Below are 13,305 nucleotides of genomic sequence, written 5' to 3'. Positions count from 1 at the left end.
CAGGGGCGATCCGCTGCGTCAGTGCTTTCCGCCGTGCGAACCACCGTCGGTGTCGCCCGTGTTGATGTCGGAGCCGTGGATGGCGTCGAGTACGCCGCTCTGGGTGCCCAGCACGCTCTTGAGGTTGGTGAGGGTGCCGTCGCCGACGCTGACGATCGCCTCGGACAGGGACGAGCCGGTCTTGATGGAGCCCTCCCGTTGTTCCTTCTCCTGCGGCAGCATCTGCTTGGCGTAGCTGTCGTCGTGTCCGGGCCAGCCGGAGGTGGACGACACGTCCGTGATGAACTCGTTGATCATCTCATTGGCCAGCCGGCTGATCTGCTCGATCTGCCGGGTGCCGGCGACGAGCGCGGGCGGGGTGGCGGAGTAGGCGTTCGAAGCCATCGTCTTCTCAGTCCTCCGGGTCTTCGCTGATCTCGTCGCGGAGCCGGCCGGCCCCGCGTCGTCGGCCGCCCTTGGGGCCCTCCAGGACACCGGGCCCGAAGATCTTGTTCCAGTCGACGTCGAAGCCGGTGATCTCGGGTGCCTCGGGGTTGGCCTTGGTGAAGGGCTCGAAGGTGGCCATGACGTGCCGGGCCATCCGTGCCCGTGCCTCCTGCACCGCTTCCAGCACGCTCGCGGCGAGCTGACCTGCGGGCATCGTGCGGTACTTGTCGTCCAGGAAGGTCAGCGCGCGCAGGTCGCCCTGCGCGGAGACGGTCACCTCGACCGCGCGGTCCGCGGAGCGCACCGTGCTCTCGGCGTGGGCGAGTTCGCCCTCGGCGCGCGCCACCGCGGCCTCGGTGGCCTCCAGTTCGGCCACCGCCTTGGCCAGCCGCTGCTCGATCGACTCGCTGCTCATCGGCCGATCACCGCCGGCGAACCGCCCTCGTCGGTGCCCCAGACGTCCTCGTCCTCGGTGAGCCACGCGTCACGGGCGCGGTCGCCGCTCTCCGTGGAACGGCCGTTCTGTCCGGCGCCGTTGCCGCCGGGGCCGCCCACCGGGTAGGGGGCGCTGGACGTGGTGGGCCGGGTGTACACGACGTCCTCGTCCTCGTCCACGGATGCGGCCCGGTTGGTCCGGCCGCGCCGGGTGGCGCCGTTGGACGGGTCGGTGAGGACTGCCCGGGTGCGCTCGCTGGTGCCGCCCTGACCGCCGCCTCCGCCACCGCCCATACCGCCGCCGCCCATGCCACCCATGCCGCCCATCCCCATCGGGTTGAGCGGGGTGCCGCTCGACGCCTGCGCCGCGGTGGAGGCGTCGAGGGCGGCGGTGTCGAGGGAGTCGGAGCGCAGCGGGCCGCCGGTGTAGGGGGTGCTGTCGTAGTCGTCGTAGCCGCTGTCCAGGCCCGAATCCAGGCCGCCGCCGGTCGTGTTGAGGCCGCCGCTGCTCAGTCCACCGCTGTTGAGGCCGCTCGTGTTCAGGCCGCTGGTGTCGAGGCTGCTGCCGTTGTTCAGCCCGCTCGTGTCGATGCCGCTGGTGTCGATGCCGTTGCCGTTGAGGCCGCTGGTGTCGACCGAGGACGAGGGGAGGCCGGTGCCGTCGATGTCGGTGGTGGTCGTGTGGCCCGACGGGTCGGTGGTGGTGAGCTGGCCGGTGTCCGGGTTGAGGGTCTGGGTGGAGCCGTCCGGGAACTTCGTGGTCAGCGTGCCGTTGTCGTTCAGCGTGGTGGTCGAGCCGTCCGGGTTGGTGAAGGAGTCGCCCGGGTTGAGGTGCGAGGTGGTGACGTGGCCCGAGGGGTCGGTGACGGTGACCTGGCCGGTGTCCGGGTTGAGCGTCTCGGTGGAGCCGTCCGGGAACTTCGTGGTCAGCGAGCCGTCGGCGTTGAGCTGGGCCGTCGAGCCGTCCGGGGTGGTGAAGGAGCCGTCGGTCGGGTTGAGCGTCGACGTGCTGACGGTGCCGTCCGGGTTCGTGGTGGTGACCTGGCCGGTGTCCGGGTTGAGGGTCTGGCTCGTGCCGTCCGGGAACTTGGTGGTGAGGGTGCCGTCGTCGTTGAGCGTGGTGGTCGAGCCGTCCGGGTTGGTGATGGTGCTGCCCGGGTTGAGCTGGGAGACCGAGGTGGTGCCGTCCGGGTTCGTGGTGGTGACCAGGCCGGTCGACGGGTCGATGGTCTGGGTCGAGCCGTCCGGGAACGTCGTGGTGAGCGAGCCGTCGCCGTTGAGCTGAGTGGTGCCCCCGGTCGGGGAGTTGAGCGAGGTCGAGCCGTTCTTGGTGGAGTCGCTGCCGTTGTTCAGGAGCGACGGGCCGTTCAGCATGGTGCTGGCGAGGTTGCTCAGGTCGTTGCCGTTCGAACCGTCGTTGTTCAGCAGGCTGTTGGAGTTGAGGTCGTCGAGCCCGCTGCCGACGTTGTTCAGGCTGTTGCCGAGATCGTCGTTCAGGTTGTTGAGGCTCGAATTCAGGCCGTCGCCGATGTTGTTGAGGCTGTCGTTCAGGTTGGTGTTGAGGTTCGTGCCGAGGTTGTTGAGGCCGTCACCGATGTTGTTCAGGTTGTCGTTCAGGCCGTCGTTCAGGTTGTTGAGGTTGTCCCCCAGGTTGTTGAGGTTGTCGTTCACGTTGTCGTTGAGGTTGTTGAGGTTGTCGCCGAGGTTGTTGAGATTGTCATCGAGGTTGTTGAGGCTGTCGTTGAGCTTGTCGTTGTTCTTGTTCGCCTCGTCCTCGGCGATCTCGTTCTCCTCCTTCTGGAGGACCTCGGAGAGCGTCTCGTTGTTCTTGTTCTTGACCTCTTGGTCGAAGGCGTCCTGCACGTCGGCCCAGGCGTTCTTCACGTTGCTGAGCGCGTCGATGGACGGCTGCTTGAGCTTGGAGTCCGCGTGGTCCGACCAGCTCTTGACGGCGGCGTCGGCGACCTTCTGCCAGGTGGTGTGCTGGGTGAGGTCGCCGTACTCGGGGACGGACTGCTTGAAGCTGGCGTCGGTGGAGTAGGAGGTGTAGTCGCCGCCTCCGTACTCGCTGTAGGTGGACGTCGTCGACGACAGCACGTGGTTGATGTTGTTGTTGATGACCCACTGACTGATCTCGTCGAGGATCTTCTTCACGTGGTAGTGCGGGTCGTGCTGGCCGTCCGACGCCCAGTCGTTCCACGCGGTCTGCAGATCGGTGACCGCCTGCTTCAGCGCCGTCTGCGCGGCGGCCAGCGCGTCGCTCAGCTTCGACTTCGGGACGTAGCCGCCGAGGGTGGTGTTGGTCGGCGTGTAGTCGGTGCCGCCCAACTGGGAGACGTAGCCGTTGTAGTTGGTCTTCAGCTCGTCGAGGAGATGCCAGAAGAGGCTGGCCGCCTTGCCCTTCCAGGCCGCCTGGTCCTCGCCGAGCGAGGTCATCCACTTGTCGACGATGTCCGAGTGGTCCTTGAAGAACTGCACCACCCGGTCGAAGGACTGCCCGGTGTTCTCGAAGGAGAGCATGTCGACGGCGTTGGCGTCGATGACCGACAGCCCGCTGTACGAGAAGCCCTGCGTCGAGTACGGCGACGCCAGGATGTGGTCGAGGATCAGCTTGCTGCCCGAGATGTACTGCGCCATCGGCCCCGAGTCCCACTGGACGTGCGAGTACGAGCCCTCGAACGCGCCGCCGGTGGTGGTCTCGCCGCCGCTCCAGAGCGTGGCGCGGCCGTTCCCGTCGACGGTGACGCCGATCATCACGATCCGGGCCTTCTTCATGCTCACGCTGTCGTGCGCGCCGTCCCCGCCGGCGTCGTAGAAGGCGAGGTCGTAGTCCTCGCCCTTGTTGACCTGCCAGCCGCCGATCGCCGAGTAGTCCGCCGCGGTCACCGACCTCATGTCGATGCCCTGGATGTCCATCCGGAACAGCTTGAGGTCGCCGAAGTCGTCGCTGTTCGAGCTGCTGAGCTTGTCGAACAGGGCGGACCGGGCCGGAATCGTGTAGCCGGTGAAGTCGGTGACGGCCTGGGCGAAGTAGTCGTCCGGGTCGTAGTTGGCGGTCCCGGTGGTGGTTTCGGCCATGGGGCGGACTCCGCTGCGGAGGAGGAGGGGGACTGGGTGGGGGGTTCCGGGGTGCGGGGCCCGGGCTCGGCAGGAGCCGGCGGGCCGCGCACCGGCCTCAGGAGGTCGTCGAGTCGCTGCCGCTCATGTCGCCGTCGACGGTGTCGAAGATGTCCAGCAGCTTCTCGCCGTCGATCAAGTCGAGACTGTCGCCCTGTGTCTTCAGCAGGGTGGTGATCGTCTCGTCCAGCGCGTCGTCGATGTCGTCGAAGAGCGTCTTCTGACCGGTGAGGATCTTGTCCAGCGCGGTCGCCTGGGTCTTGAGCGCCTCCACCAGGGTGGCCCCGCCGACCGGGTCCGAGCTGTCGCCGCCGTTCATCAGGCCGATGCGCAGGATCTTGGCGAGGCCCTGGGCGGAGCCCGCGCCGGTCTCGGCGATCAGGTTCTTCAGGGACCGGACGCCCGCGTTGTCCTTGCGGATGTTCACCAGATCGGTGATGAAGTCCGCGACGTCGGTGTTCTTGAAGTTCTTCAGCGCGGTCGAGTCGAGGTGGGTCAGATCAGCCATGGATGCCTCCGCGGGCGGAACGCGCCGGCCCTGGCGTACGGCGCGGCGACGGAACGGGAAGGAGCCTGGACGACCGCACCGACCGCGAGGTGACCGGTCGGTGCGGTGGGGGCCGGCCGGCTCAGCGGCCGATGGTGACCTCGGACCACATCTGGCTGAGCGAGTTCTCGCTGTACTTGTAGCTGTTGGAGATCTCGTTGAGGAGCTGCGAGTGCGAGGTGAGCAGCGTCTCCATGTTCTGCACGGCGCCGTCCCAGGCCGCCTGCTTCTGGCGGTAGGTGTCGGCGTCGTTTCCGTACCACGTCTTGGACAGCTCGCCGAGTTCCTGCTCAAGGCTGGAGAGCGTCTGGGCGATCGCCTTGGTCTGCGCCACCATGTCGTCCGCGGCGTTCGACATGTGGTTGTAGCTGACGTAGATGACACCGTCGGACAGGTTGTCTGCCACAGCTTGCCTCTCTTACGCGATGTGGGGATCGGACGTGACCGCGAGGTCACGGGGAAGCGGGCGTCGGTCAGCCGGCGAGCTGGTCGAAGGCCGACTGCGACGCGTTGTACGCCTGGTTGATGGAGTCGTTCGAGGAACCCTGGGTCTTGTTGTGTTCCACGAGGCTCTGGTTCAGCCGGTCGATGACGTCCTCAAGGTTCTTGAGGATGACGTTGCACTGGCCGTCCCACTGTGCGAGGAGCTGGCCGTACTGACCGCCGTCGCTGCCCTGGTAGCCGCTGCCCAGGGTGGAACGGGTGCTGTCGACGTCCTGACGGATCTTCACGATGCCGCTGAAGGCGCTCTCCAGGGCCTGGATTCCGTTCCGGGTCGAACCTTCGCTTGACTGCTGGCCATCTCCAGCCATCGTCCCACCTTTCGTAAGTCGATCTGAGGTACGAGTGCAACTGAGCCTAGATTGACGGAAGTTGCGCTGACAACGAACTGAGGAAGATCTGAGCTTGCCGACCGCTTCCGTTCAGATGCTTTTACCGGTAAGCAACTTGACCGGAACACGCGGTTCCGTGGTCGCCGGTTCTGGAGTGAATCCAGTTTGGCGTGAACACGATCTCCGTCGGCGTGAATCCGTCAGTTCCCGGCCCCCGAGACCGAGTTGAGGGAACCGCCCGCCGGGGCCTGTCCGGCGACCGCGGGCAGGCCGGCCTCGATGCCGGACCGTCCGCCGGCACCGGCACCGGCACCCGTGCCGCACTGCGCCGCCGCGCCGCCCATGCCTCCGCCCACCGAGCCGGAGTCCGACGAGGCCGCCCTGGCGCTGAGTTCGGGTCCGGTCGGCAGCATCGACAGCAGCGTGGACGGCACCTTCACCGGTGTGGCCCCGCCGTAGCCGAGGGCGGCGAGCGCGCCGGCGTCCGGGATGCGGTACTTCACGCCGTCGTCGCCGACCAGGAACGTGGTGTCGCCGACGGTCTCACCGGCCGCGCCCAACGCCCTTACCAGCGTGCCGTGTCCGGGCCGGGTCACCACCCGGTCCACGCTCACGCAGGCCGCGGTCAGCGCCGTCGGGTCCGCCTGGGCCGCCGGGTACAGCGCGGTCTCCGGGACCCGTACCGAGGTCACCCGCACCTGCCCGTCGGCCGGGTCGACCTGGGCGCACACCGACTCCCCGGCCGCCAGCGCCAGCGCGCTCGGCGGGGTGTCCGGCAGCCCGGCGACGGACGGGTCGGTGCCGGCCGATCCCGGTGCCTGGTGGGCGCGCAGGTCGGAGACGTCGATGGTGACGACGTTCGGCGCCCCTCCGTCGTAGGCCTCCTTGCGGGTGTCCGGATCGCCGAGCAGCAGCGCCGACTGGGTGTCCGTCACCGGGTGCAGGCCGTCCTTCTGCAGGAGGTACTCCTGGTTGCCGGAGCCCGCGACCACGCGGAACACCTGGCCGATCCGGGTGGCCCGGCCGCCCAGTTCGGGGCCGGTCGTGCCGCGGCCGTCGACCTTCGGGGTGGCCAGGTCCGGGCCGGTCACCAGGGCGTCGAGGAAGGCCGCCGACACCGGGCGGGGTGTCACGGGCGCGTAGCCGAGGGACTCCGCGGCGCCCGAGTCCTCGTCCAGCTCAAGACGGCTGCCCTGCCACACCAAGTAGGTGTGTTTGTCCGGGCCCTTGACCACCAGCGCCGACTTCGCGCCGACCGGGTCCGTCTCCACGGGGGCACCCGGCACCAGGGTCGTCTGGCTGCCGGAGCCTGTCGAGCAGACCTCCCACGGCGAGGACTCCAGGTCGCCGGTGCCCGGTACGGAGTCGGGGGCGCCGGTGATCCCGACCGGCCTGCCGACCGGGGTGCCCGCGAGCGACTTCGAGCCGACCGACGTGGTCTTCAGGTCGGCGCCGCCGATCAGCACGGCCGAGGCGTAGTTGCGCACCGGGCGCAGCCGGCCGTCGGCGTACAGGTAGCGGGCGCCGGTGTCCTTGTTGACGATCAGGGTGTCGCCGCTGCGCCAGGCGTCGTTGCCGCCCGGCTTGAGCAGCCCGAACACCAGCGCCCCCGCGCAGAACAGCACGCCGACGATCAGGCCGACGAGGGCGCCCCGGCTGGTGCGGCCCAGGGGGCTCTCCGGTGCGTCCGGATCGGCGAGCAGCATGCCCGAGGTCAGGCGGCCCATCATGAACGTGTGCGCTTGCACCTGGTCGCGCTTCGACCGCACGCTTTCCTCCCGGCTGGTCGTTCGGCTTGTTGTTCGTCCGGCTGTGCCCGGACCCTGCTCACGGACCGACGGGCCGGTCGGCCCGTGACACCGCGTCCGGTTCCCGCTCTCGTCCGACATACCCGGCCCGCGGCCGCGGACCGGCGGTTCCCGAACCGACCCGAAACGACGACCGGTTCACCCGACCCTCGTCCCGGACCAGCGGGCAAATCCACCCGCGCTCCACTTCCGGCCCCGTCCCGGTCCACGGGCCCGGACCCCGGCCGCGGACCGACAGTTCCCGAACCGACCCGAAACGACGGCCGGTTCACCCGACCCTCGTCTCGGACCAGCGGGCGAGTCCGCCCGCGCTCCGCTTCCGGCCCCGTCCCGGTCCACGGGCCCAGACCCTGCCCGCGGACCGGCGGTTCCCGGACCGGTCCGGACCGATGGTTCCCAACCGACCTGCGACGGGGGCCAGTTCAATCGCTTCTCGTCCGCAGGACCGGCACGCGGTCAGCCGAACATGCCGCGGAGGGTGCCGAAGACGCCCAGCAGCCACAGGGTCAGTGGCAGCAGGGCGATCGCCAGCAGGGAGTGCAGGATCTCCGCGGCGCGCCCCCAGTACGGGACCATGCGCCGTCCCGGTACGGTCCACACCGCGACCGTGAGGGCCGCCGCCACCGCGAGCAGGCCCGCGACCAGCAGGGTCCGCTCGGTGCCGGACAGCCGCAGGCCCCAGCCGAACGCGAGCAGCAGCAGACCCCAGGCGCCCGGCAGTACCAGCACGAGCCGCTGCGCGGTGTTCACCAGACCTCGGCCGTGCAGGAGCAGCAGCAGCGACAGGACCAGCGCGACCAGCAGCGACGGGAGGCTCGGGCGGCGGGCCAGGGCCACCAGGCAGGCCGACGAGAGCACGCCCGTCGCGCCGTACAGCGCGGTCATCCACTCGCCGGCCAGCTCGGTGCGTACGGCGACGTCGTTGCCCCGGTAGGGCTCGATGCCCTCCTGGAGCTGTTCCGCGTTGGTGGGCAGCGCGGGCATCCGCATCCCGGCGAACTTGAACGACAGCGACGGCACCAGACCGCCGAGCAGCACCGTCAGCGCCGCGACCACACCGGCCGCGCCCGCCACGCGCACGTCGAACACCGTCATCAGCACACCGCTCACCGCCGCCGCGAGCGCCACCAGCGCCGACGCCAGGAACAGCGGGGTGCGGGCCGCGGAGGCCGCGAGGGCGAGGACCGCGCCGCCCGCCCAGGCCGCCGCCGCCCCCAACAGCCGTGCCCCCAGCACCTGGTGGGCCTGCGGACCGCTCAGCTCACCGCCCGGCACCAGCCAGCCCGCGAGCGCGAGCGCCGGGGACGCGAGCAGGCCCAGGATCACGCCGGTCGCCGGATCGTCCACCGCCCGGCTCGCCGACGCGGCCCCGGCCAGCAGCAGTAGACCGGTTCCCACGGCGGTGGCCGCGCGCAGCGACGCCGGGGCGCCCGGCAGCGCCAGCAGGACGAGCCCGGCCAGTACCGCCACGGCGAGCAGGCCGCGCAGCAGGCGCCGGGCCGCCTCGGGGCTCCAGCCGTGCAGCCGGTCCCGGGTGACCGCGGCGATGCCGTCGACCAGGTCGTCGAGGCGTACCTCGGGCAACGCCTCGGTGCGCGGCCGGAGATGGAGCGCCTCGCCGTCGGTCATCCCGAGGGAGGCGAGGGTCGCCTCGTCGTCGAGCGGCCGGCCGCCGAGGCGCTGGAGTATCCAGCCGTCGTGTTCGAGGCCGGTCTCTTCCGCCTCCTCCCCCGCGTACCGCAGCACGGTGGGCAGCAGGTCGGCGACCGGCACGTCGGACGGCACGGCGAGGTCGATGGTGCGGGCCGGGGCCCGCACGGTCAGATGGCACAGGCCGGTCACGGAAGTGTCGGTCATACCGGGGCTCACGTCTCCTGGACATCGAAACGGGGGCACGCGGCGCGGCGTGCGGGGTGGGGGGAACTAAGGGAAACAGGGTGCCGGTGTAGCGGGGGGTGACATGGACGTACAGAGTTGACGGGGTGCACACTACTGACACTCCCTACGACGCGTGTCAACGGGAGCCCCCACCAACGGTGTTGACAGCGTCCTCCACCGTGCCAGTGCCGAGGCCGGAATTCGGTGCATGCCCCCACATGCCGCCGCGGTGCGCGAAGTCCGTTAGGAGCCCCAAGCGTTGAGCGTGGTCCTGTTCCGTCGTCCTGCCCGCCGTCGTGGACCCGACATGCCCGCAGGCGAGTTGGTCCTCCAGGAACCGCCGACCCTCATGGAGACCGTCCCGGACACGTCCGCGGTGTGGACGTATCTGCCGATGGCCATGATGTCGGTCTCGATGATGATGATGTTCATGCGGTCGGGCGGCCAGTCCAGCGGCATCTTCATGTACATCGCGCTCGGCATGATGGTGATGGCCGCGGGCGCGATGATGATCGGCCAGGTCATGCGCAAGGCCGGCGACCGCAAGCAGCGGCTGCGCGGTGAACGCCGGGACTATCTGCGCTACTTGGCGCAGAGTCGGCGTACGGTGCAGCGTGCCGTGATCGAGCAGCAGCTCGCGCTCGCCTGGCGGCACCCCGAGCCCCGGGTGCTGCGCACCATGGTCCGCACGACGCGGCTGTGGGAGCGCCGGGTCAAGGACGACGACTTCGGCGAGGTACGGATAGCGGTCGGCGACCAGCAGCTCGCGATGCGGCTGACTCCCGTGTCCAGCAAGCCGGTCGAGGACCTGGAACCGCTGTGCGCGCACGCGCTGCGCCGTTTCATCCGCGCCTACAGCACCGTTCCCGGCCAGCCCATCGCGCTGTATCTGCGGTCCTGGTCACGGGTGTTGGTGCACGGCGACCACGACGCCGCGCGCGGGATGCTGCGTGCCGCGCTGTCCCAACTGGCCCTGTTCCACCCGCCGGAGGAGCTGTGGATCGCGGTCTGCGCCGCTGACGAGGTGCGTGCCGAGTGGGAGTGGGTGAAGTGGCTGCCGCACAACCAGCACCCCCAGGAGACCGACGGCGCGGGCCCGTTGCGCATGGTGGCCTCCGCCTTCACCGATCTGGAGGACCAGCTCGGCAGCGAGTTCTCCGAGCGGCCCGCGTTCGACCCCGACGCCGTGCCCGGCCGCGACGAGCCGCTGGTGGTCGTCATCGTGGACGGCGCAGCCATCCCGGCAGGACACCGCTTCGACGGCCCCGGTTACCGCAACGCCGTCGTCCTCGACCTCTCCGACAGCCTCACCTGGCGCCCCGGCCGCACCACGCTGCGTCTCGAAGTCGCCCCGGACGCGGTCGCCCTGGTCCGCACCGACCGCAGCCGCAAGGAACAGTCCACCGTCCTGGGCCGCCCCGACCGGCTCGGTCCGGTCGCCGCCGAAGCGCTGGCCCGGCTGATCGCGCCGTACCGGATGACGCTCTCCTCCGACGCGGTCGAACCGCTCTCGAACGACACCGAGTTGACCACCCTGCTCGGCATCGCCGACCTGCACCGGCTCGACCCCGACACGATCTGGCGGCGGCACACCGGCTCCGCCCGGCTGCGCGTCCCGGTCGCCGTCGGCGCGGACGGCCGGCCCGTGGAGCTGGACATCAAGGAGTCCGCGCAGGGCGGCATGGGCCCGCACGGCATGCTGATCGGCGCCACCGGTTCCGGCAAGTCGGAGCTGCTGCGCACCCTGGTCCTCGGTCTCGCGCTCACCAACTCCTCCGAGACCCTGAACTTCGTCCTGGTGGACTTCAAGGGCGGCGCGACCTTCCTCGGCCTGGACGAACTCCCGCACACCTCCGCCGTCATCACCAACCTCGCCGACGAGGCCGCCCTGGTGGAGCGCATGCAGGACGCGCTGCACGGTGAACTCATCCGCCGCCAGGAGCTGTTGAGGTCCGCCGGCAACTACACCTCGGCCCTGGAGTACGAGAAGGCACGGGCCGGCGGCGCCGATCTCGCCCCGATGCCCAGCCTGTTCGTCGTCGTCGACGAGTTCAGCGAACTCCTCGCCTCGCACCGGGAGTTCATGGAGCTGTTCGTGATGATCGGCCGCCTCGGCCGGTCGCTGGGCGTGCATCTGCTGCTCGCCTCGCAGCGCCTGGACGAGGGCAGGATGCACCAGCTGGAGTCGCACCTGTCGTACCGGATCGGTCTGCGCACCTTCTCCGCGATGGAGTCACGGGGTGTCCTCGGTGTCCCCGACGCGTACGAACTGCCCTCCCAGCCCGGCAGCGGCTACCTCAAGAGCGGCATCGAGGCGCTCACCCGCTTCCGTGCCGCCTATGTCTCCGGCCCCTACCGCAGGCGCGGCGGCGCGGTCGCGCAGGCCCGGGTCGCCACCCAGGTGGTGCCCTGGTCGACCGGGTACATCGTGCCGCGCGCTCCGGCACCGGCCGCGATCGCGGCGCCGGAGCCCGAGGCGGAGGAGGCCACCGAGAGCCTGCTGGCGGTGGCGCTCGACCGGCTGCGCGACTCCGGGCCGCCCGCCCACCGGGTGTGGCTGCCGCCGCTGGACACCGCGTCCCCGCTGGACGTCCTGCTCGGCGGTCTCGCCGAGGACCCGGACCGCGGTCTGACCGCGTCCCGCTGGGTCGGCGCCGGGAAGCTGCGGGTCCCGGTCGGCCTGGTCGACAAGCCCTTCGACCAGCGCCGTGACCCGCTCGTGGTGGACCTCGCCGGGGCTGGCGGCCATGTCGCCGTCGCGGGCGGTTCGCAGAGCGGCAAGTCCACCGTCCTGCGCAGCCTCATCATGGCGCTCGCGCTCACCCACACCCCGCGCGAAGTGCAGTTCTACTGCCTCGACTTCGGCGGCGGCACGCTCTCCCAGCTCACCGGCCTGCCGCATGTCGGCGGGGTCGCGGCCCGCCTCGACACCGAGCGGATCAGCCGTACGGTCGCCGAGGTCACCGCCGTCCTCACCCAGCGCGAGCAGTTCTTCCTCGACAACGGCATCGACTCGATGTCCACCTACCGGCGGCGCCGGGCGGCCGGGGAGTTCCCCGACGAACCGCACGGTGACATCTTCCTGGTGATCGACGGCTGGTCGGCGGTCCGGCAGAACTTCGACCAGTTCATCCCCACGTTCAACCAGATCGCCACCAGCGGCCTCAACTACGGCATCCACCTGATCGTCGCGACCGCCCGCTGGCTGGAACTCACCGCCCCGGTCCGCGACCAGTCCGCGACCCGGCTCGAACTCCGGCTCGGCGACACGATGGACTCCGTCGTGGACATCCGCAAGGCGAGCGCGGTACCGCAGATCCCGGGCCGCGGCCTGACCGTCGAGACGAAACTCCACTTCCTCTCGGCGCTGCCGCGCGGCGACGGTTCCACCGACCACGAGACCCTCAGCGAGGGCGTCGCGGACCTGGTCGACCGGATCGCCTCGGCCTGGCACGGCCCGCGCGCCCCGCAGGTCCGGATGCTCCCGCACCGGCTGCCCGCGGCCGAACTGCCCGAGCCCGAACTCGGCGACGGCGTCAGCCTCAAGATCGCGCTCGGCCAGGACGAGGAGACCCTCGGCACCGTCTGGCACGACTTCTCCCGCACCCCGCACCTGGTCGCGGTCGGCGACTCGGAGAGCGGCAAGACCAACCTCCTACGGCTCGTGGCGGACTCCGTCGTCGCCCGCTACACCCCCGCCGAGGCCCGCATCCTCGTCGTCGACTACCGCCGCGGCCTGGTCGACGCCGTCCCCGAGGAGTACCGCCTCGGCCACGCGGTGGCCCTGGAAGCCCTCAAACAACTGGTGGGCGGCTCGGCGAAGGCCCTGCGCACCCGCGTCCCCGGCCAGGAGATCACCCCGGCCCGCATGCGGCAGGCCGACTGGTGGACGGGCCCCCGCCTGTTCGTCCTCGTCGACGACTACGACATGGTCGGCGGCGGCACGGTCATGGACCACCCCTTCGCCCCGCTCTTCGAACACCTCGCCCTGGGCCACGAGTTGGGCCTCCACGTGGTCATCGCCCGCTCCGCCACGGGCGCCGGCCGCGGCCTGAACGACCAACTCCTGCGCCGCATGGACGAGGTCAACACCCCGGGCATCCTGATGTCCTGCTCCCCGTCCGAGGGCTACGTCTTCGGCAACGTCAAACCCCGCGTCCTCCCCCCGGGCCGAGCCCTCCACATCGTCCGCCGCAAGCCGTCGCTCATCCAGACGGCACTGGCGGCGGGGGCCGAGGAGTAAGGCGCCGACGCCGAACGG

The 13,305-nt window shown here is 70.3% G+C and carries 9 protein-coding genes; 1 reads left to right on the top strand and 8 read right to left on the bottom strand.

The features are described 5' to 3' along the window. Positions 1-18 precede the first annotated feature (18 nt). The 8 genes from OG496_RS40935 to eccD form a co-directional block, all read right to left on the bottom strand. Entirely contained in the window at positions 19-384 is a 366-nt protein-coding gene (locus OG496_RS40935; RefSeq protein ID WP_366493259.1) for a hypothetical protein, read from the bottom strand. A 7-nt stretch (positions 385-391) separates the two neighbouring features. After that, positions 392-841: a YbaB/EbfC family nucleoid-associated protein gene (locus OG496_RS40930; RefSeq protein ID WP_043678273.1), complete on the bottom strand. Its 450-nt coding sequence runs from the start codon at positions 839-841 to the stop codon at positions 392-394. After that, positions 838-3,939, bottom strand: coding sequence for an AAWKG family protein (locus OG496_RS40925; RefSeq protein WP_405974435.1), 3,102 nt, complete (start codon positions 3,937-3,939; stop codon positions 838-840). Before OG496_RS40925 ends, OG496_RS40930 begins: the two co-directional genes overlap by 4 nt. A 97-nt stretch (positions 3,940-4,036) precedes the next feature. Further along, a complete protein-coding gene (locus tag OG496_RS40920; RefSeq protein ID WP_405974434.1) occupies positions 4,037-4,486 on the bottom strand; it encodes a type VII secretion system-associated protein in 450 nt (149 codons plus the stop codon). A 121-nt stretch (positions 4,487-4,607) separates the two neighbouring features. Continuing rightward, positions 4,608-4,931 carry a WXG100 family type VII secretion target gene (locus OG496_RS40915; RefSeq protein WP_043678268.1) on the bottom strand — a complete coding sequence of 108 codons (324 nt, stop codon included), beginning with the start codon at positions 4,929-4,931 and terminating at the stop codon, positions 4,608-4,610. 67 nt (positions 4,932-4,998) lie between these two features. Next, positions 4,999-5,337 carry a hypothetical protein gene (locus tag OG496_RS40910; protein WP_019065061.1) on the bottom strand — a complete coding sequence of 113 codons (339 nt, stop codon included), beginning with the start codon at positions 5,335-5,337 and terminating at the stop codon, positions 4,999-5,001. A gap of 221 nt (positions 5,338-5,558) precedes the next feature. Beyond that, entirely contained in the window at positions 5,559-7,127 is a 1,569-nt protein-coding gene (gene eccB / locus OG496_RS40905) for a type VII secretion protein EccB (protein WP_405974433.1), read from the bottom strand. A gap of 495 nt (positions 7,128-7,622) precedes the next feature. Continuing rightward, positions 7,623-9,023 carry a type VII secretion integral membrane protein EccD gene (eccD, locus tag OG496_RS40900; protein ID WP_366493263.1) on the bottom strand — a complete coding sequence of 467 codons (1,401 nt, stop codon included), beginning with the start codon at positions 9,021-9,023 and terminating at the stop codon, positions 7,623-7,625. A 328-nt stretch (positions 9,024-9,351) separates the two neighbouring features. On the opposite strand from eccD, the gene eccCa reads away from it, so the two are divergent. Next, complete coding sequence (eccCa, locus tag OG496_RS40895; protein WP_405974432.1) at positions 9,352-13,287, top strand: type VII secretion protein EccCa; 3,936 nt, start codon at positions 9,352-9,354, stop codon at positions 13,285-13,287. The last annotated feature ends 18 nt before the right edge of the window (positions 13,288-13,305 follow it).

The organism is Streptomyces sp. NBC_00988 (genome assembly GCF_045162645.1).
Lineage (GTDB): Bacteria > Actinomycetota > Actinomycetes > Streptomycetales > Streptomycetaceae > Streptomyces.
This window is presented reverse-complemented; position numbering and strand designations above follow the sequence as displayed.

Coding starts and splice junctions, on each gene's coding strand:
- OG496_RS40935 (WP_366493259.1), bottom strand. CDS start 384: ATGGCTTCGAACGCCTACTCCGCCACCCCGCCCGCGCTCGTCGCCGGC.
- OG496_RS40930 (WP_043678273.1), bottom strand. CDS start 841: ATGAGCAGCGAGTCGATCGAGCAGCGGCTGGCCAAGGCGGTGGCCGAA.
- OG496_RS40925 (WP_405974435.1), bottom strand. CDS start 3,939: ATGGCCGAAACCACCACCGGGACCGCCAACTACGACCCGGACGACTAC.
- OG496_RS40920 (WP_405974434.1), bottom strand. CDS start 4,486: ATGGCTGATCTGACCCACCTCGACTCGACCGCGCTGAAGAACTTCAAG.
- OG496_RS40910 (WP_019065061.1), bottom strand. CDS start 5,337: ATGGCTGGAGATGGCCAGCAGTCAAGCGAAGGTTCGACCCGGAACGGA.
- eccD (WP_366493263.1), bottom strand. CDS start 9,023: ATGACCGACACTTCCGTGACCGGCCTGTGCCATCTGACCGTGCGGGCC.
- eccCa (WP_405974432.1), top strand. CDS start 9,352: ATGCCCGCAGGCGAGTTGGTCCTCCAGGAACCGCCGACCCTCATGGAG.